Annotated in this window: 11 protein-coding genes; all 11 read left to right on the forward strand. The window is 53.4% G+C overall.

The window, feature by feature from the left end; all coding sequences use genetic code 11:
* The first annotated feature begins 33 nt into the window (after window positions 1-33).
* Window positions 34-2,010: a stage V sporulation protein D gene (locus PAECUDRAFT_RS01605; protein WP_006036342.1), complete on the forward strand. Its 1,977-nt coding sequence runs from the start codon at window positions 34-36 to the stop codon at window positions 2,008-2,010.
* 61 nt (window positions 2,011-2,071) lie between these two features.
* Window positions 2,072-3,559: a UDP-N-acetylmuramoyl-L-alanyl-D-glutamate--2,6-diaminopimelate ligase gene (locus PAECUDRAFT_RS01610; RefSeq protein ID WP_006036343.1), complete on the forward strand. Its 1,488-nt coding sequence runs from the start codon at window positions 2,072-2,074 to the stop codon at window positions 3,557-3,559.
* Window positions 3,556-4,986 (forward strand): UDP-N-acetylmuramoyl-tripeptide--D-alanyl-D-alanine ligase, encoded by a 1,431-nt coding sequence (locus PAECUDRAFT_RS01615; RefSeq protein WP_040710859.1) that lies wholly within the window; start codon window positions 3,556-3,558, stop codon window positions 4,984-4,986. The genes PAECUDRAFT_RS01610 and PAECUDRAFT_RS01615 overlap by 4 nt, the downstream gene beginning before the upstream one ends.
* 15 nt (window positions 4,987-5,001) lie before the next feature.
* A complete protein-coding gene (mraY, locus tag PAECUDRAFT_RS01620; RefSeq protein ID WP_006036345.1) occupies window positions 5,002-5,964 on the forward strand; it encodes a phospho-N-acetylmuramoyl-pentapeptide-transferase in 963 nt (320 codons plus the stop codon).
* 122 nt (window positions 5,965-6,086) lie between these two features.
* A complete protein-coding gene (murD, locus tag PAECUDRAFT_RS01625; RefSeq protein ID WP_006036346.1) occupies window positions 6,087-7,556 on the forward strand; it encodes a UDP-N-acetylmuramoyl-L-alanine--D-glutamate ligase in 1,470 nt (489 codons plus the stop codon).
* 44 nt (window positions 7,557-7,600) lie between these two features.
* On the forward strand, window positions 7,601-8,698 hold the full coding sequence (gene spoVE, locus PAECUDRAFT_RS01630; RefSeq protein WP_006036347.1) for a stage V sporulation protein E: 1,098 nt from the start codon (window positions 7,601-7,603) through the stop codon (window positions 8,696-8,698).
* A 7-nt stretch (window positions 8,699-8,705) separates the two neighbouring features.
* Complete coding sequence (gene murG, locus PAECUDRAFT_RS01635) at window positions 8,706-9,815, forward strand: undecaprenyldiphospho-muramoylpentapeptide beta-N-acetylglucosaminyltransferase (RefSeq protein ID WP_006036348.1); 1,110 nt, start codon at window positions 8,706-8,708, stop codon at window positions 9,813-9,815.
* A 193-nt stretch (window positions 9,816-10,008) separates the two neighbouring features.
* Window positions 10,009-10,914, forward strand: a complete 906-nt coding sequence (gene murB / locus PAECUDRAFT_RS01640; protein WP_006036349.1) for a UDP-N-acetylmuramate dehydrogenase — start codon at window positions 10,009-10,011, stop codon at window positions 10,912-10,914.
* A 15-nt stretch (window positions 10,915-10,929) separates the two neighbouring features.
* Window positions 10,930-12,216, forward strand: coding sequence for a UDP-N-acetylglucosamine 1-carboxyvinyltransferase (murA, locus tag PAECUDRAFT_RS01645; RefSeq protein WP_006036350.1), 1,287 nt, complete (start codon window positions 10,930-10,932; stop codon window positions 12,214-12,216).
* A 70-nt stretch (window positions 12,217-12,286) separates the two neighbouring features.
* A complete protein-coding gene (locus PAECUDRAFT_RS01650) occupies window positions 12,287-13,054 on the forward strand; it encodes a cell division protein FtsQ/DivIB (protein WP_006036351.1) in 768 nt (255 codons plus the stop codon).
* A gap of 220 nt (window positions 13,055-13,274) precedes the next feature.
* A complete protein-coding gene (gene ftsA, locus PAECUDRAFT_RS01655) occupies window positions 13,275-14,525 on the forward strand; it encodes a cell division protein FtsA (RefSeq protein ID WP_006036352.1) in 1,251 nt (416 codons plus the stop codon).
* Window positions 14,526-14,539: the final 14 nt, after the last annotated feature.

Below are 14,539 nucleotides of genomic sequence, written 5' to 3' on the forward strand. Positions count from 1 at the left end.
ATTTTCGTAAGCGGCGGGAGGAGGGGAACGATAGTGAAAGTATCGAATGTAACGGTGCGTCGGCGCATGTTCATCGCATTGCTATGCGGGATTATCGCATTCGGCGGCTTGATTGGCCGACTAGCCTACGTGCAGCTCGTGAAGGGCGAGGATCTATCGGCAAAAGCGGAAAACTCATGGCGTCGGGAAGTGCCGTTTACGCCCAAGCGGGGCGAGATTTTGGATCGTAACGGGACACGACTTGCTTATAATATAAGCTCGCCGACCATCTGGGCGATTCCTGTGCAAATTAAGGACAAGGAAGGTACAGCCAAAGCGCTTGCCCCTCTGCTCGGCATGACGCCGGAGAGGCTGCTGCCGATGCTCAAGAAGAAAGAAACAAACGTTAAGCTGCAACCTGGTGGACGTAAAGTAACGTTGGATAAAGCGCAGCAAATTCGTGCGTTGGCTTTGCCCGGCATCGTCATTGGCGAAGACAATAAGCGGTATTATCCGTATGGCAGTCTCGCCGCTCACGTTCTGGGGTTCACGGGCATTGACAATCAGGGGCTAACGGGAATTGAAGCGAGATACGATGAGAACCTGAAGGGGATTCCCGGCAACATTGCTTACCTATCGGATGCTGCAGGAAACCTGATGCCAGGCTCAGGCGATACGTATCAAGCGCCTAAGGACGGGTTAAGCCTTCAATTGACCATTGATAAGCAAATTCAGACGATCATGGAGCGGGAATTGGATCAAGCGATGGCGAAGCTGCATCCGGATCATATTATCGCGATTGCGATGAACCCGAAGAATGGGGAAGTGCTCGGCATGTCCAGCCGGCCTACCTACCAGCCGGACCAGTACCGCAACGTGCCTACCGAGGTATACAATCGCAATCTGCCGGTATGGATGACCTACGAGCCAGGCTCTACTTTCAAAATCATCACGCTTGCAGCGGCGATCGAAGAGAAGAAGGTTGATCTTAAAAACGAGCGGTTCTTCGATCCCGGTGCAGTAGAGGTAGGCGGCGCTCGGCTGCGCTGCTGGAAGAAGGGCGGGCATGGCAGTCAGTCGTTTTTGGAGGTCGTGCAAAATTCATGCAACCCGGGCTTCGTCGCGCTCGGCCAACGTTTAGGGAAAGAATCGCTCTTTGATTATATTCGCAACTTCGGCTTCGGCAAAAAAACAGGGATCGATATAAGCGGGGAAGAGAACGGCATCCTGTTTAAGCTGAGCCGCGTGGGTCCGGTCGAGCTGGCAACGACAGCATTCGGCCAAGGCGTATCGGTTACCCCGATTCAGCAGATTACAGCTGTTGCGGCTGCGATTAATGGGGGAACGTTATACAAGCCTCACATCGCCAAAGGCTGGATTAATCCCGATACGGGCGAGACAGTCGAATCGATCGAACCGGAAGCCGTTCGCACCGTTATTAGCGAATCGACATCAAAACAGGTTCGTGAGGCGCTGGAGAGCGTTGTGGCGCAAGGGACAGGCGGGAATGCTTTCATTGACGGGTATCGGGTAGGCGGCAAGACAGGTACAGCGCAAAAGGTTATTAACGGTCGTTATTCGGCGAATGAGCATATCGTCTCGTTCGTAGGCTTCGCTCCTGCAGATGATCCGCAGATCGTCGTCTATCTTGCAGTTGACAATCCGCAGGGCATCCAGTTCGGCGGTGTTGTAGCGGCGCCGATCGTTCGCAATATCCTTGAAGATTCGCTTCATTATCTCGGCGTACCTCCGCGCGCGCAGCAAATCGATAAGGAATATAAGCTTGGCGAGAATAAGATCGTGACGGTGCCGAATTTAATCGGCAAGACGGTTTCGGACCTTTATGAAGATATGAATATGAACTTCAACTTGAGCACGGCAGGCACAGGCACGACGATCATTCGTCAGGCGCCTGCAGCTGGCGCTCGCGTGGAGAAAGGATCGACGATTCGAATCTACCTCGGCAGCGAAGCGAATTTGAGCGAGAGCGGGCAGAAGGAGCAGACGCATCAGCACGAGGACGGACAATAGATTTGAATTTCGGTTCGAATCGCGCATAATAGTGTAATAACGAGACGGAGGGATGCTCATCATGACATTAAATGAAATCGCAAATTGGATTCTTGCCGCGAAGCTTGAGGGCGACGGCAATGTACAAATAACCGGACTAAACAACGATTCTCGCTCCGTTCAGCCCGGTACATTATTTTTCTGTTTGCCTGGCTATAAGGTGGATGGGCATGATTTTGCAGCTGCAGCGGCCTCTAATGGCGCTGCAGCGCTTGTTGTGGAACGCAAGCTGGATGTTGCGATTCCACAATTGATTGTGAAGGATTCGCGCTTGGCGATGGCGATCATATCGGATCGTTATTACGATCATCCGAGCCAAAAGCTTCGTCTCATCGGCGTTACGGGGACGAACGGCAAGACGACAACGACGTATTTGATCGAACGGATTTTATCGGATGCGGGGCAATCTGCTGGCGTAATCGGCACGATCGAAACTCGTTATGCGGGCAATACGCTTCCGATGTCGGGCACAACGCCGGGTGCATTGGAGCTCCAGCAGTATCTAGCGGCTATGGCGGAAGCCGGCGTAGATAGCTGTGCGATGGAAGTGTCTTCCCATGCGCTTGATCAAGGTAGAACGTGGGGCTGCCGGTTCCGCATTGGCGTGTTTACAAATCTGACGCAGGATCATCTCGATTACCACGGGACGATGGAGAAATATGCGGCTGCCAAATCGCTGCTGTTCTCGCGGCTTGGCAACACGTACAGCGAAGCGGAAGCGGAACGCAGCTATGCGGTGCTGAACGCAGACGATTCTGCTTCAGATTTGTTCGCGAATGCAGCGGCAGTGGAGATTCTTACATATGGTATAGATCGTGAAGCGGATGTTCGCGCGAGCGATATTCGGATTACGTCGAGGGGCACGACCTTCCGCTTGGAGACGTTCCGCGGCGGCGCTGACATTTCGATCCGAATGGTAGGCAAGTTCAATGTGTATAATGCCCTCGCTGCCACGTCGGTTGCCTTGCTTGAAGGCATTAGTATCGAAGCAATCAAACAAAGCCTTGAAGCGCTGCCGGGCGTACCGGGCCGCGTGGAATCGGTAGATGCTGGCCAGCCTTACGCTGTCATCGTCGACTATGCGCATACGCCGGACGGGCTGGAGAACGTGCTACGCACCGTTAAGGAATTCGTAGAAGGTCGCATTATTTGCGTCTTCGGCTGCGGCGGCGATCGCGATCGAACGAAACGTCCGATAATGGGGCGCATTGCAGCGAAGTACGCGGATATTTGTGTCATCACGAGCGATAACCCTCGGTCGGAAAATCCGCACGCGATCTTGTTAGATGTAGAAGAAGGGCTGAAGGCGGACGGCATTCCATCCAATCGTTATTTGTTGATTGAAGATAGAAGGCATGCGATTGAAAAAGCGGTTGAAATGGCAAGCCCGGGCGATGTAGTATTGATTGCGGGGAAAGGCCACGAAACGTATCAAATCATTGGACCGAAAACATTCGACTTCGATGATCGGCTCGTGGCGGAAGAAGCGATAAGGGGAACGAAATCGTGATAAGACGAAATTTAGAGCAAATCGCTCGAATGTGCGGCGGAACGCTGGCAAATGAGCAACGAGACTCACAGATTGCAATTAGTGGCATTACGAAGGATTCCCGGGCCGTGGAGCCTGGTCAGTTATATGTGCCGCTCATCGGAGAAAATTTCGACGGGCATGAATTTGCTGCGCAATCCTTAGCGGCAGGCGCAGCCGGATCGCTGTGGGAAGAGGGCTGTCCTGTTCCAGACGAACTGGCCGAAGCGCCGCTAGTGCTTGTGCCGGACACGCTATCAGCGCTGCAGCGGCTCGCATCTGCCTACCGCGAAGAATTAAATGTTCGTATTGTCGGGATTACGGGCAGTAATGGCAAAACGACAACCAAGGATCTGACAGCCGCTGTGCTTGGAACGATTTATCGCGTCCACAAAACAGCTGGTAATTTGAACAATCATATCGGCGTGCCGCTGACGATTCTTCAACTGGACGAAACGATTGAAACCGCAGTGCTTGAGATGGGCATGAGCGACTTTGGCGAGATTGAGCTGCTGTCGACGATTGCTTCGCCAGATGCTGCGATCATTACAAATGTAGGCGACGCCCATATGCTGCAGTTGGGCTCGCGTGCGGGTATCGCGGAAGCGAAGTTGGAGATTGTAGCGGGTTTGCTCCCAGGAGGCGCGTTAGTGTTCAATGGCGACGAGCCGCTCCTGCGGGAACGGCTGGCGCAGATCGAGCTGCCGGAAGGAACGGAGCTCGTGCCATTCGGCGCTGCAGCGGACTGTCAATGGTCAGCTTCCAATGTTCAGATTGGCTCGGACGCCTCTGCGTTTGATGTCGTGTCGCCGTTGTTGAGCGCAGAAGAGGCAGAGCAGCTTCGCGGCATAACGCTGCCGGTTCCGGGCGCCCATAATGTGATGAATGCTTTAGCTGCGATAGCTGTAGCCTATCGCTTTGGCGTGCCAGCCGCTCAAATTCGCGATGGCTTGGCAACCGTCACAATGACGGGCATGCGTATACAACCGGTTGACGCGTTTAACGGCGCGAAGATCCTGAATGACGCATACAATGCGAATCCGACTGCCGTACGAGCAGCAGTCGATCTGGTGGCAGAGCTGACAGGCTACAGGCGGAAGTGGGTCGTTTTGGCGGATATGCTTGAGCTGGGACCGGAGGAGGCAGATCTGCATCGCGGCATCGGGGCATATGTAACGCCGGAAAAGGCGGATGCCGTCCTCACATGGGGACCGCTTGCGCAATATATTGCAGATGGAGCGGCGGTGGCATTCGAAGCTGCTGGCCGTGCGGACGATGTGCGTCATTTTGAGGATAAAGAACAATTAACAGCATGGCTGCGCGAACAGCTGCATGCCGACGATCTCGTGCTTGTGAAAGGCTCGCGCGGCATGCGTATGGAGCAGGTCGTCCAAGCTTTAGAGAATTGACGAGGGGGTGAGAATATGGACATTAAGGTCATTTTGCTGACAATCGGAGCATCGTTTCTACTAGCGGTACTGTTCGGACCTTTGTTCATTCCGCTCCTGCGTCGCCTGAAATTCGGGCAGCAGATTCGGACGGACGGCCCGCAGAGCCATTTGAAGAAGCAAGGAACGCCTACGATGGGCGGCATTATTATCATGCTGGCGCTCCTGCTTGCTTTCTTGAAGTTTGCAGACAAGACAGCCGATTTTTGGGTTTTGCTGGTGGCATCGCTTGGATTTGGACTAGTAGGCTTCTTAGATGATTATATTAAAATTGTGTTCAAACGCTCGCTCGGCTTAACCGCCAAGCAGAAGCTTGCAGGACAGCTGTTGTTTAGCATCATTGTCTGCATTCTGTTTAACCGGATGGGCCATAGTACGGAGATCGGCGTTCCTGGTACGGACTATGCCTTCGATCTCGGCTGGTTCTACTATGTGTTCGTCGTCATCATTATGTTTGCAACGAGCAACTCGGTGAACTTTACAGATGGCCTTGACGGGCTTCTGGCTGGAACAAGCGCTATCGCCTTCGGGGCATTCACGATTCTGGCGCTGAGCGTTAACGAATACGAGTCCGCTGTGTTCTCGGCTGCGATGATCGGCGCTGTGCTCGGATTCCTCGTGTTTAACGTTCATCCGGCCAAGGTATTCATGGGAGATGCGGGCTCGTTAGGCATTGGCGGCGGCTTGGCCGCGGTAGCGATGCTAACGAAGATGGAGCTGATCCTGATTATCGTCGGGGGCGTCTTCGTCCTCGAGATGCTGTCAGTCATTATTCAAGTCGGGTCGTTTAAGCTCAGAGGGAAGCGGGTATTCAAAATGAGCCCGATACACCATCACTTTGAGCTGTCCGGCTGGTCCGAATGGCGGGTCGTTACGACCTTCTGGATCGTCGGATTCCTGCTTGCTGCCGTAGGACTTGTTCTAGGCAACGTGTTCTAACGGTTTGGAATCAGCGATTACGAATGGATATCAAATAACGGCGCCGTCCTTTCGCTTGCCGAGAGGACGGCGAAGCCGTTTTCAGATGATTCTAGAGTTAGCAGAGAGAGAGGTCTTCAGCTATGGAGCATCCGGCATCATACCGGAACCGGCGCGTAGTCGTGCTCGGACTTGCAAGAAGCGGCGTCAGCGTAGCGAAAGTATTTCATGCGCTTGGCGCGAATGTGATTGTGAATGATAGAAAGGAACGGGAGCAAAGCCCGGAAGCGGGCGAGCTTGAAGCATTAGGCGTAACCGTCATTTGCGGCTATCATCCCGAGGATCTTGTTACTGCCGATACGGCCCTGCTGGTCAAAAACCCAGGCATCCCTTATACGGCAAGTCCGGTAAAACAAGCGGAAGCGCACGGGGTTGAGGTTGTTACCGAAGTGGAAGTTGCATATTTGCTTTCGCCAGCTCCGATCATTGGGATTACAGGGTCAAACGGCAAAACGACGACGACGACTTGGATCGGAGAGCTGCTGCAGGCAGCCGGATTGAGGCCGATCGTAGCAGGGAATATAGGGACCCCGCTATGTGAAGCGGCGCAAGAGGCGGATGCCAGTCATACGCTCGTAGCAGAGCTCAGCAGCTTTCAGCTAAAAGGGACGACGTCCTTCCGGCCGCATGTTGCGCTGCTTCTGAATGTCGTCGAGACGCATCTTGATTATCATGGCGGCATGGAAGATTATGTAGCCTCCAAAGCAAAGCTGTTCGCCAATCAGACTGCGGATGATATCGCGGTGCTTAACTGGGACGATGCCATCTGCCGTACGATTGCCGAGCAATTAGAAAGCCAGCTGCTGCCGTTCTCGTTAACCCAGCGTCTGGATAAAGGGCTTTACATTGAACCCCCTTATGAGGTTGAACCTGATCAGCCTGAGCATTCGGCGGCAGGCGCATCAGCAGGTGACGGAGCGTTGGCTGCGCCAATGCGCAATGTCGTATACCGGGATGCGCAGGGAGCCGAGACGGTTGTCATTCCGGTCGATGAGCTGGGCATTCCCGGCAAGCATAATGCGGCGAATGCGATGGCTGCTATTGCAGCTGCCATCGCTTCCGGCGCTTCAATCGAAAGCCTGCAAGCGCCGCTTCGCGAGTTCCGCGGCGTTGAGCATCGGCTCGAATATGTTTGCGAGCGCAACGGCGTCACGTATTACAACAATTCCAAGGCAACGAACCCTGCCGCTACAATCGTTGGGTTGAAGTCGTTCCCGCTGGATCGGATCGTCTTGATCGCCGGCGGCCTAGACCGCGGGTCGGATTATATGGAGCTTTTGCCGTGGTTTGAGCAGCTTAAAGCGGTTGTTTCGCTTGGCGAGACGCGCGGCAAGCTTGCGCATGTCGCGAAGCTGGCAGGTTTAACCGCTGTCGAAACGGTCGAACCTGAAGGTGACGCCGAAGCGACGCTGCAGGAGGCGGTACGGCGCGCATCCGCGCTGGCCGAATCAGGCGACGTCGTATTATTATCGCCTGCATGCGCGAGCTGGGATATGTTTAAATCCTATGAGCAGCGCGGGCGCATTTTTAAGCAATCGGCGCATACCTTGTAATAGGGGGCATGTCCCTACTATTTACGGTTTAGAGGTGTCAGGCGATGGCTAAAGCTCGGTCCGCCCCGGACGTATGGATGATTGGCTCGATTGTTTTGATTTTGACGATCGGAATTATTATGGTGTATAGCGCAAGTGCTGTACTCGCCTTTCATGACTTCGGAGATAAGTTCTATTACGTGAAGCGTCAGCTGCTGTTTGCTGCACTTGGCATCGGCGCGATGATTTTTACGATGAATTTGGACTATACCATATGGAAACGATGGGCGGGCATCGGCTTGCTCATCTGCTTCGGTTTGCTTGCCATCGTGCTTATCCCTGGCATCGGCGTCGTACGCGGCGGCGCCCGCAGCTGGCTGGGCATCAGCTCATTCGGCATCCAGCCCTCCGAGTTTATGAAGCTCGCGATGGTGATGTTTCTCGCCCGCTGGCTGTCGGATAATCATCAGCAAATTACGCAGTTCAAGAGCGGCTTGCTGCCGCCACTCGCCTTTATGGGAACGGCTTTCGGCCTTATTATGCTTCAGCCGGATTTGGGCACTGGGGCCGTTATGGTCGGCGCGTCCTTGTTAATCATCTATACGGCAGGCGCCAGGCTGACCCATCTCGGTTCGCTTGCGCTAGTTGGCGTTGCCGGGCTGGTCGGGCTGATCGCGGTTGCGCCTTATCGGCTGCAGCGCATCACCGCGTTTCTGGATCCTTGGCAGGACCCGCTAGGCGCTGGCTATCAGTCGATTCAATCGCTCTATGCGATCGGCCCAGGCGGCCTTATTGGATTGGGGCTGGGCATGAGTCGCCAAAAATATAATTATTTGCCCGAGCCGCAGACGGACTTTATTTTTTCCATTCTCGCGGAGGAGCTCGGCTTCATCGGCGGATCGCTTCTTATCGGATTGTTTCTTATCCTTGTATGGCGAGGCATTCGGACGGCTATCGCGGCGCCGGATACTTTTGGCAGCCTGCTGGCAGCAGGGATTATTGGCATCGTTGGCGTACAGGTATTAATTAATATCGGTGTCGTCATCGGCATGATGCCGGTTACGGGCATTACATTGCCGCTAGTGAGCTATGGCGGCTCATCGCTAACGCTGCTTCTGACAGCGCTTGGCATTTTATTGAATATATCCCGTTATTCGAGGTGACTCATACATGCGTATCGTTTTGACCGGAGGAGGGACGGGCGGACATATCTACCCGGCCGTCGCCATCGGACGGCAAGCCCAAGAGCAAGCGCCTGGAACGGAGCTGCTCTACATCGGCACGACGCGGGGGCTGGAGAACCGCATTGTGCCTAAGCTTGGCATTCGGTTCGAAGCGGTGGAAATTACAGGATTCAGACGGAAGCTGTCGCTGGAAAATGTAAAAACCGTCGTCCGCTTTCTGAAAGGCGTAAAACGCGCCAAGCGGCTATTGCGAGAGTTTAAGCCGGATGTAGTTGTAGGGACGGGCGGATATGTATGCGGACCTGTCGTATATGCGGCAGCGAAGCTAGGCATTCCAACGCTCATTCATGAACAAAATGTTATTCCTGGCTTAACGAATCAATTTCTAGCGCGGTATACGGATTCCGTTGCGGTAAGCTTCCCGGATTCGGAGCGCCATTTTGCAAAAGCAAAACGGACCTTCTACGCTGGCAATCCTTGCGCGACGAATGTCATGCGGGCGCAATCGGACAAAGGCAGCGCATCGCTTGGCTTGCAAGCTGGAAGCCGCATCGTGCTTGTGTTTGGCGGAAGCCGAGGCGCGAAGGCGATTAATGAAGCAATGCTTGATATGGCGCCGCAGCTCCATAAGCTGGCGGGCGTTCATTTTGTATTTGTGCCCGGCGAGGTTTATTACGAGGACGTGAAACGGCGTGCAGAGCAGCTTCCCGCCTATAAGTCGGGGCAGCTGCAGGTAGTTGCCTATTTGCACAATATGCCGGATGTGCTGGCAGCGTCGCAGTTGGTCGTCAGCCGATCTGGGGCGTCAACGATTGCGGAGATGACGGCGCTCGGCGTGCCTTCTATTCTCATTCCTTCGCCGAATGTAACGAACAACCATCAGGAAGCGAACGCCAGAAGCCTCGTAGAGGCGGGCGCAGCTACGATGGTGCTGGAGCGGGAACTGAGCGGCGATCGATTGTTCGAGGCCGTCTCATCGATGCTGAATGATGAGAAGAAGCTTGCGCAGACGGGGAAAGCGGCTTTAACGCTCGGCATGCCGGACTCCGCCGTCACGATTGTTGATGAACTGAAGCGAATAAGCAAGAAGAAATAACGAACGACAAATTGAACCGCGACAGGTCGTTTAGGCATCTGTCACACTCCATACGCCGGGGGCATAGGATACGTTATAAATCGCGACCGTCACCCATCGGGACGATTTTACGATATCCGAAGCGTCCGGCGGCGCTGTGTCTACGCTCTGGCGTAGGATGCGGTTCAACTGACAGAAGGGGAGGTACGACTTGATGGAAGCCATATTGGCGGAAATACAACGGAACGATTGGGGTCAGGTTCTGTTGCAGGAGCCGCTTGCAAAGCATACAACTTGGAAGATCGGCGGACCAGCCGATTGTCTCATTATCCCACGCGGCAAAGATCAGCTAGTATCGACCATCCTGCTGCTGAAGGAACATGGCATCCCATGGACCAGTCTGGGACGCGGCTCGAATATGCTTGTATCTGACAAGGGCATTCGAGGCGTTGTGATCAAAACTGGAGCAGGGCTGGACTACGCGCGGTTCGAAGGCGCTACAGTCGTTGCAGGGGCCGGATATTCGTTTATCAAGCTGGCAGTCATGGCCGGCAAGGAAGGACTGACCGGATTGGAATTCGCGGGGGGAATTCCAGGAACGGTTGGCGGTGCCGTCTATATGAACGCTGGCGCGCATGGGTCGGATGTGTCGCGCATTTTCAAATCGGCTGTCATTGTTCGGGAGACAGGAGAATTGGTAACCTACGGTCCGGAGGACATGGCGTTCACGTACCGACATTCTGTCCTGCATGAAGAGCGGGGCATCGTCGTCGAAGCGACGTTCGAGCTGGCAGAGGGAAACCGTTCGGAGATCGAATCGGTTATGGCTGCTTACAAAGAACGCAGGTTGAATACGCAGCCTTTGCAGCTTGCATGTGCGGGCAGCGTGTTCCGTAATCCGGCTGGCGATTTTGCCGCACGACTCATCCAGGAAGCGGGATTGAAGGGACTTCGCGTTGGTGCCGCCGAAGTATCGCAGCAGCATGCCAATTTTATAGTCAATACTGGGCAAGCGAAAGCTGAAGACGTCCTCACCTTAATGGCGCAAATCAAGCGCACCGTCAATGAACGCTACGGCATCGAGCTGGTGCCGGAAGTATTGGTGGTGGGTGAGCGGTAATTCGGAGGTGATACATTGGACAAATTGGTGATTGAAGGCGGGAAACCTCTCTCAGGAACCATTGCGATCCAAGGAGCGAAAAACGCCGCTTTGCCTATACTGGCTGCAAGCATGCTAGTTTGCGGTACCGTTACGATTGATTCCGTGCCGAAGCTGCTCGATATCGAAGTGATGCTCAACATCCTTCGCGAACTCGGGTGCAAGGCCGATCATATCGGAGATACGGTCGTTCTCGACACGACGCTGGCGCATTCGCCGCACGTGCCTGAGACGCTCATGCGCCAAATGCGTTCTTCGATTTTCCTAATGGGACCGCTGCTCGCACGTTTCGGCGAAGTTCATGTCTATCAGCCTGGCGGCTGCGCAATCGGCGAACGCAAGATTGATTTGCATTTAACCGGTCTGCAGGCGCTCGGCGCAACGATTACGGAATCGGGCAACCGGATTATTTGCAAAGCCGATAAGCTCATTGGAGCCGATGTGAATCTAAGCTTCCCTAGTGTGGGAGCGACGGAAAATATCATGATGGCTGCTGTGTTAGCGGAAGGCCGGACAACGATCAGCAACGCAGCGAGAGAACCAGAAATTCAGGATTTGCAAAATTACTTGAATGCAATGGGCGCACGAATCATCGGTGCTGGTACGGATACGATCACAATCGAAGGCGTCGAGTCTCTCTCGTCTTGCCGATATAAGGTGATTCCGGACCGCATCGTTACGGGTACATTAATGGTAGCGGCTGCGGCTACTCGCGGGCATGTCGTTCTCCAGAACACGAATCCCGCTCATGTCTCGTCCCTCATTCATGTATTGCGTCGTGCCGGTGTTCAGATTACAGCTGACGGTGATATAATCAAAGTCAACAGCGTTGCACGGCCTAAAGCGATCGAACGAATCGTAACCTCGCCATACCCGGCGTTCCCGACCGATCTGCAATCATTGGTTATGGTACTCCTGACGTTAGCGGATGGCGTAAGTATTATGAAAGAAACGATCTTTGAAGGTCGCTTCAAGCATGTCGGCGAACTGTCTCGCATGGGAGCGGATATTCGAGTCGACATGAATGCTGCGTTTATCCGCGGCGTGCCTAGATTGTACGGAGCAACAGTGGAGGCGACGGACTTGCGGGCGGGTGCTGCGCTTGTTGTCGCAGGCTTGGCTGCGCAAGGAAGAACCATCGTGGAGCAGGTGCATCATATCGATCGCGGTTATGACCAGATCGAGCAAATGCTCAGCCGACTCGGTGCTCGAATTAGCCGCTATACGCCGGTTCCAGACGATCGTGCCGTACCGAATGGTTAATGCTGTAAGACGCCGGCGCTCGCATCATCTATGCGGGGGCCGGATGCTTTTGACGAAAGTAGGGACAAGCATGAAGCAAACGATGCCCGTGCTGCGGGAACCGCAACGCAAGCTTCGCAGCAGCCGCAAGCTGAAAATCGTTCTATTGCTCTTATTTATCGTAGTATTATCGGTTTTGTTTTTTAATTCATCAATTAGTGAAGTATCAACGGTGACCATTGACGGCGAACGTTTTGTAACGGCGGATATGATTCGCAAGACAGCAGGCGTATCGGCTGGCGACGCCTACTTCGGCTTTACGGAGCGTTCGATTGAGCGTAAGCTGCTCGCCAATCCAGCGATCGAGCAGGCGGAGGTGACCAAGCGTTTTCCAGGCGAAATCCATATTCATATTCAGGAGTTTCCAACCGTAGGCTATGAACTTTCTCCTCAGGGGCAAATGACGGCAATCCTTTCGAACGGTTTGGGTATTCAAACGACAAAAGGCGACTTTGTTGTCGATAAGCCGCTGCTCTCGGGCTGGAAATCCAATGATCCGGTCAAAGCAGAGCTCTCCAAAGCGCTTGCAGCGATTCCTGCGCAGCAGCTGTCTGACATCTCGGAAATTCGCCCGGACCCGTCCAAGGCGTATCCGGATCGCATTCGGTTGTATACACGGACGCGATTCGAGGTCATTACAGCCGTTTCGGTGTTTGCGGATAAACTGGAAACGCTCAACGCTGTGACGGAAACGCAGCGGCCAGGTAAAGTGACCATGCTGTTGACCGATACGTATGAGCCTTACGAGCCAGATTCAACAGAAAACTTGGAAACTACTGAAAAAGAGTCTACTCAATAGCAACAAACGATGGTAGAATTTTAGTTATGGATTCGTGAACTAGGGTAGTTTGTTGATCGTCGTATGATGCGATGATTGACTGTTCTTTTGCTGGAAATTGGAAACCGGTATACGGTCGAAAATTTTGTAGAAAAAAGAGGAAAGCAGTCAATTATGTTGAATATGTAGTTTGTTAAGGACTGAAATTCATACTTTTAGTTGGGAATGGAGGTGCCGCACGATGAGCAACAGCGATATCATCGTTAGTTTGGACATCGGTACATCCAAAGTTCGTGCTATTATTGGTGAAGTGACGAATGGAGCCATTAATATTATTGGAGTTGGATCTGCCGACTCGGAAGGAATCCGGAAGGGTGCTATCGTCGACATCGATCAGACGGTACGATCGATCCGCAGTGCGATCGATCATGCTGAACGGATGGTCGGCATTCAAATAAGCGAAGTATTTGTTGGCATCCAGGGCAGTCACATTGCACTGCAAACGAACCATGGTGTAGTCGCCGTATCGAACGAGGATCGCGAGATTGGCGAGGAAGATATCGAACGTGTCATGCAGGCAGCGCAGGTCGTTGCACTACCGCCGGAGCGTGAAATTATCGATGTTGTACCTAGACAATTTTTGGTTGACGGTCTGGAGGGAATTTCTGACCCGCGCGGAATGATTGGCGTTCGGCTTGAGGTGGAGGCTACGATTGTAACGGGGACCAAAACTTCCTTACATAACTTAGCGCGTTGCGTTGAGAAAGCAGAACTGCATACTTCCGGCCGAATTTTAATGTCTCTTGCTTCAGGCTCGATGTCGCTTACGAAGGACGAGAAAGTAATGGGTACAGCACTGGTCGAGATTGGTGCAGGCTCCACGACGATCGCAATATTCGAAGGCGGCGGACTCGTTGCAACGTCTACGCTTCCAGTAGGCGGCGAGCATGTGACGAATGATATTTCGTACGGTTTGCGGACGCACACGGAGCAAGCGGAGAAAATCAAGCTTAAATTCGGATGTGCGCTCGTCTCAGACGCAGCGGAGGACCAGAAGTTCAAAGTGATGCGTATGGGCAGTAATGTCGAAAAAGAATTTTCTCAAGTGGATTTAGCTAATATTATTGAGCCTCGCATGCAAGAAATTTTCCATTTGGTTAGGCAAGAAGTCAGACGCCTTGGTTTTGGCGAGAAGGTAAACGGTTATGTGTTAACAGGCGGTGCGGTATCCTTGCCGGGCACGCTCAGCTTAGCGCAACATGAACTGGAATCTTCGGTACGCATCGCCGTACCTGACTTTATCGGCGTTCGTGACCCTGCTTTCAACAGCGGAGTCGGAATGCTGCAATATGTGCTGAAAAATACACGCAGGGGAAGCACGACGCCTGTTGTGAAGAAAACGGCAAGTCGCAAAGCAAAAACGCCTGCCGCAGCATCGCCGAAACCCGGAATGTTCGAGCGACTCAAAAATTATTTCAGCGAATTCATTTGATCGGGGGAAACGGA

The organism is Paenibacillus curdlanolyticus YK9, assembly GCF_000179615.1.
In the GTDB taxonomy this organism is placed as follows: Bacteria; Bacillota; Bacilli; order Paenibacillales; family Paenibacillaceae; genus Paenibacillus_T; species Paenibacillus_T curdlanolyticus.

Bases quoted from the DNA above. Each gene is read 5' to 3' on its own strand.
- PAECUDRAFT_RS01610 (WP_006036343.1), top strand. From the start codon at position 2,072: ATGACATTAAATGAAATCGCAAATTGGATTCTTGCCGCGAAGCTTGAG.
- PAECUDRAFT_RS01650 (WP_006036351.1), top strand. From the start codon at position 12,287: ATGAAGCAAACGATGCCCGTGCTGCGGGAACCGCAACGCAAGCTTCGC.
- mraY (WP_006036345.1), top strand. From the start codon at position 5,002: ATGGACATTAAGGTCATTTTGCTGACAATCGGAGCATCGTTTCTACTA.
- murD (WP_006036346.1), top strand. From the start codon at position 6,087: ATGGAGCATCCGGCATCATACCGGAACCGGCGCGTAGTCGTGCTCGGA.
- murG (WP_006036348.1), top strand. From the start codon at position 8,706: ATGCGTATCGTTTTGACCGGAGGAGGGACGGGCGGACATATCTACCCG.
- spoVE (WP_006036347.1), top strand. From the start codon at position 7,601: ATGGCTAAAGCTCGGTCCGCCCCGGACGTATGGATGATTGGCTCGATT.
- murB (WP_006036349.1), top strand. From the start codon at position 10,009: ATGGAAGCCATATTGGCGGAAATACAACGGAACGATTGGGGTCAGGTT.
- ftsA (WP_006036352.1), top strand. From the start codon at position 13,275: ATGAGCAACAGCGATATCATCGTTAGTTTGGACATCGGTACATCCAAA.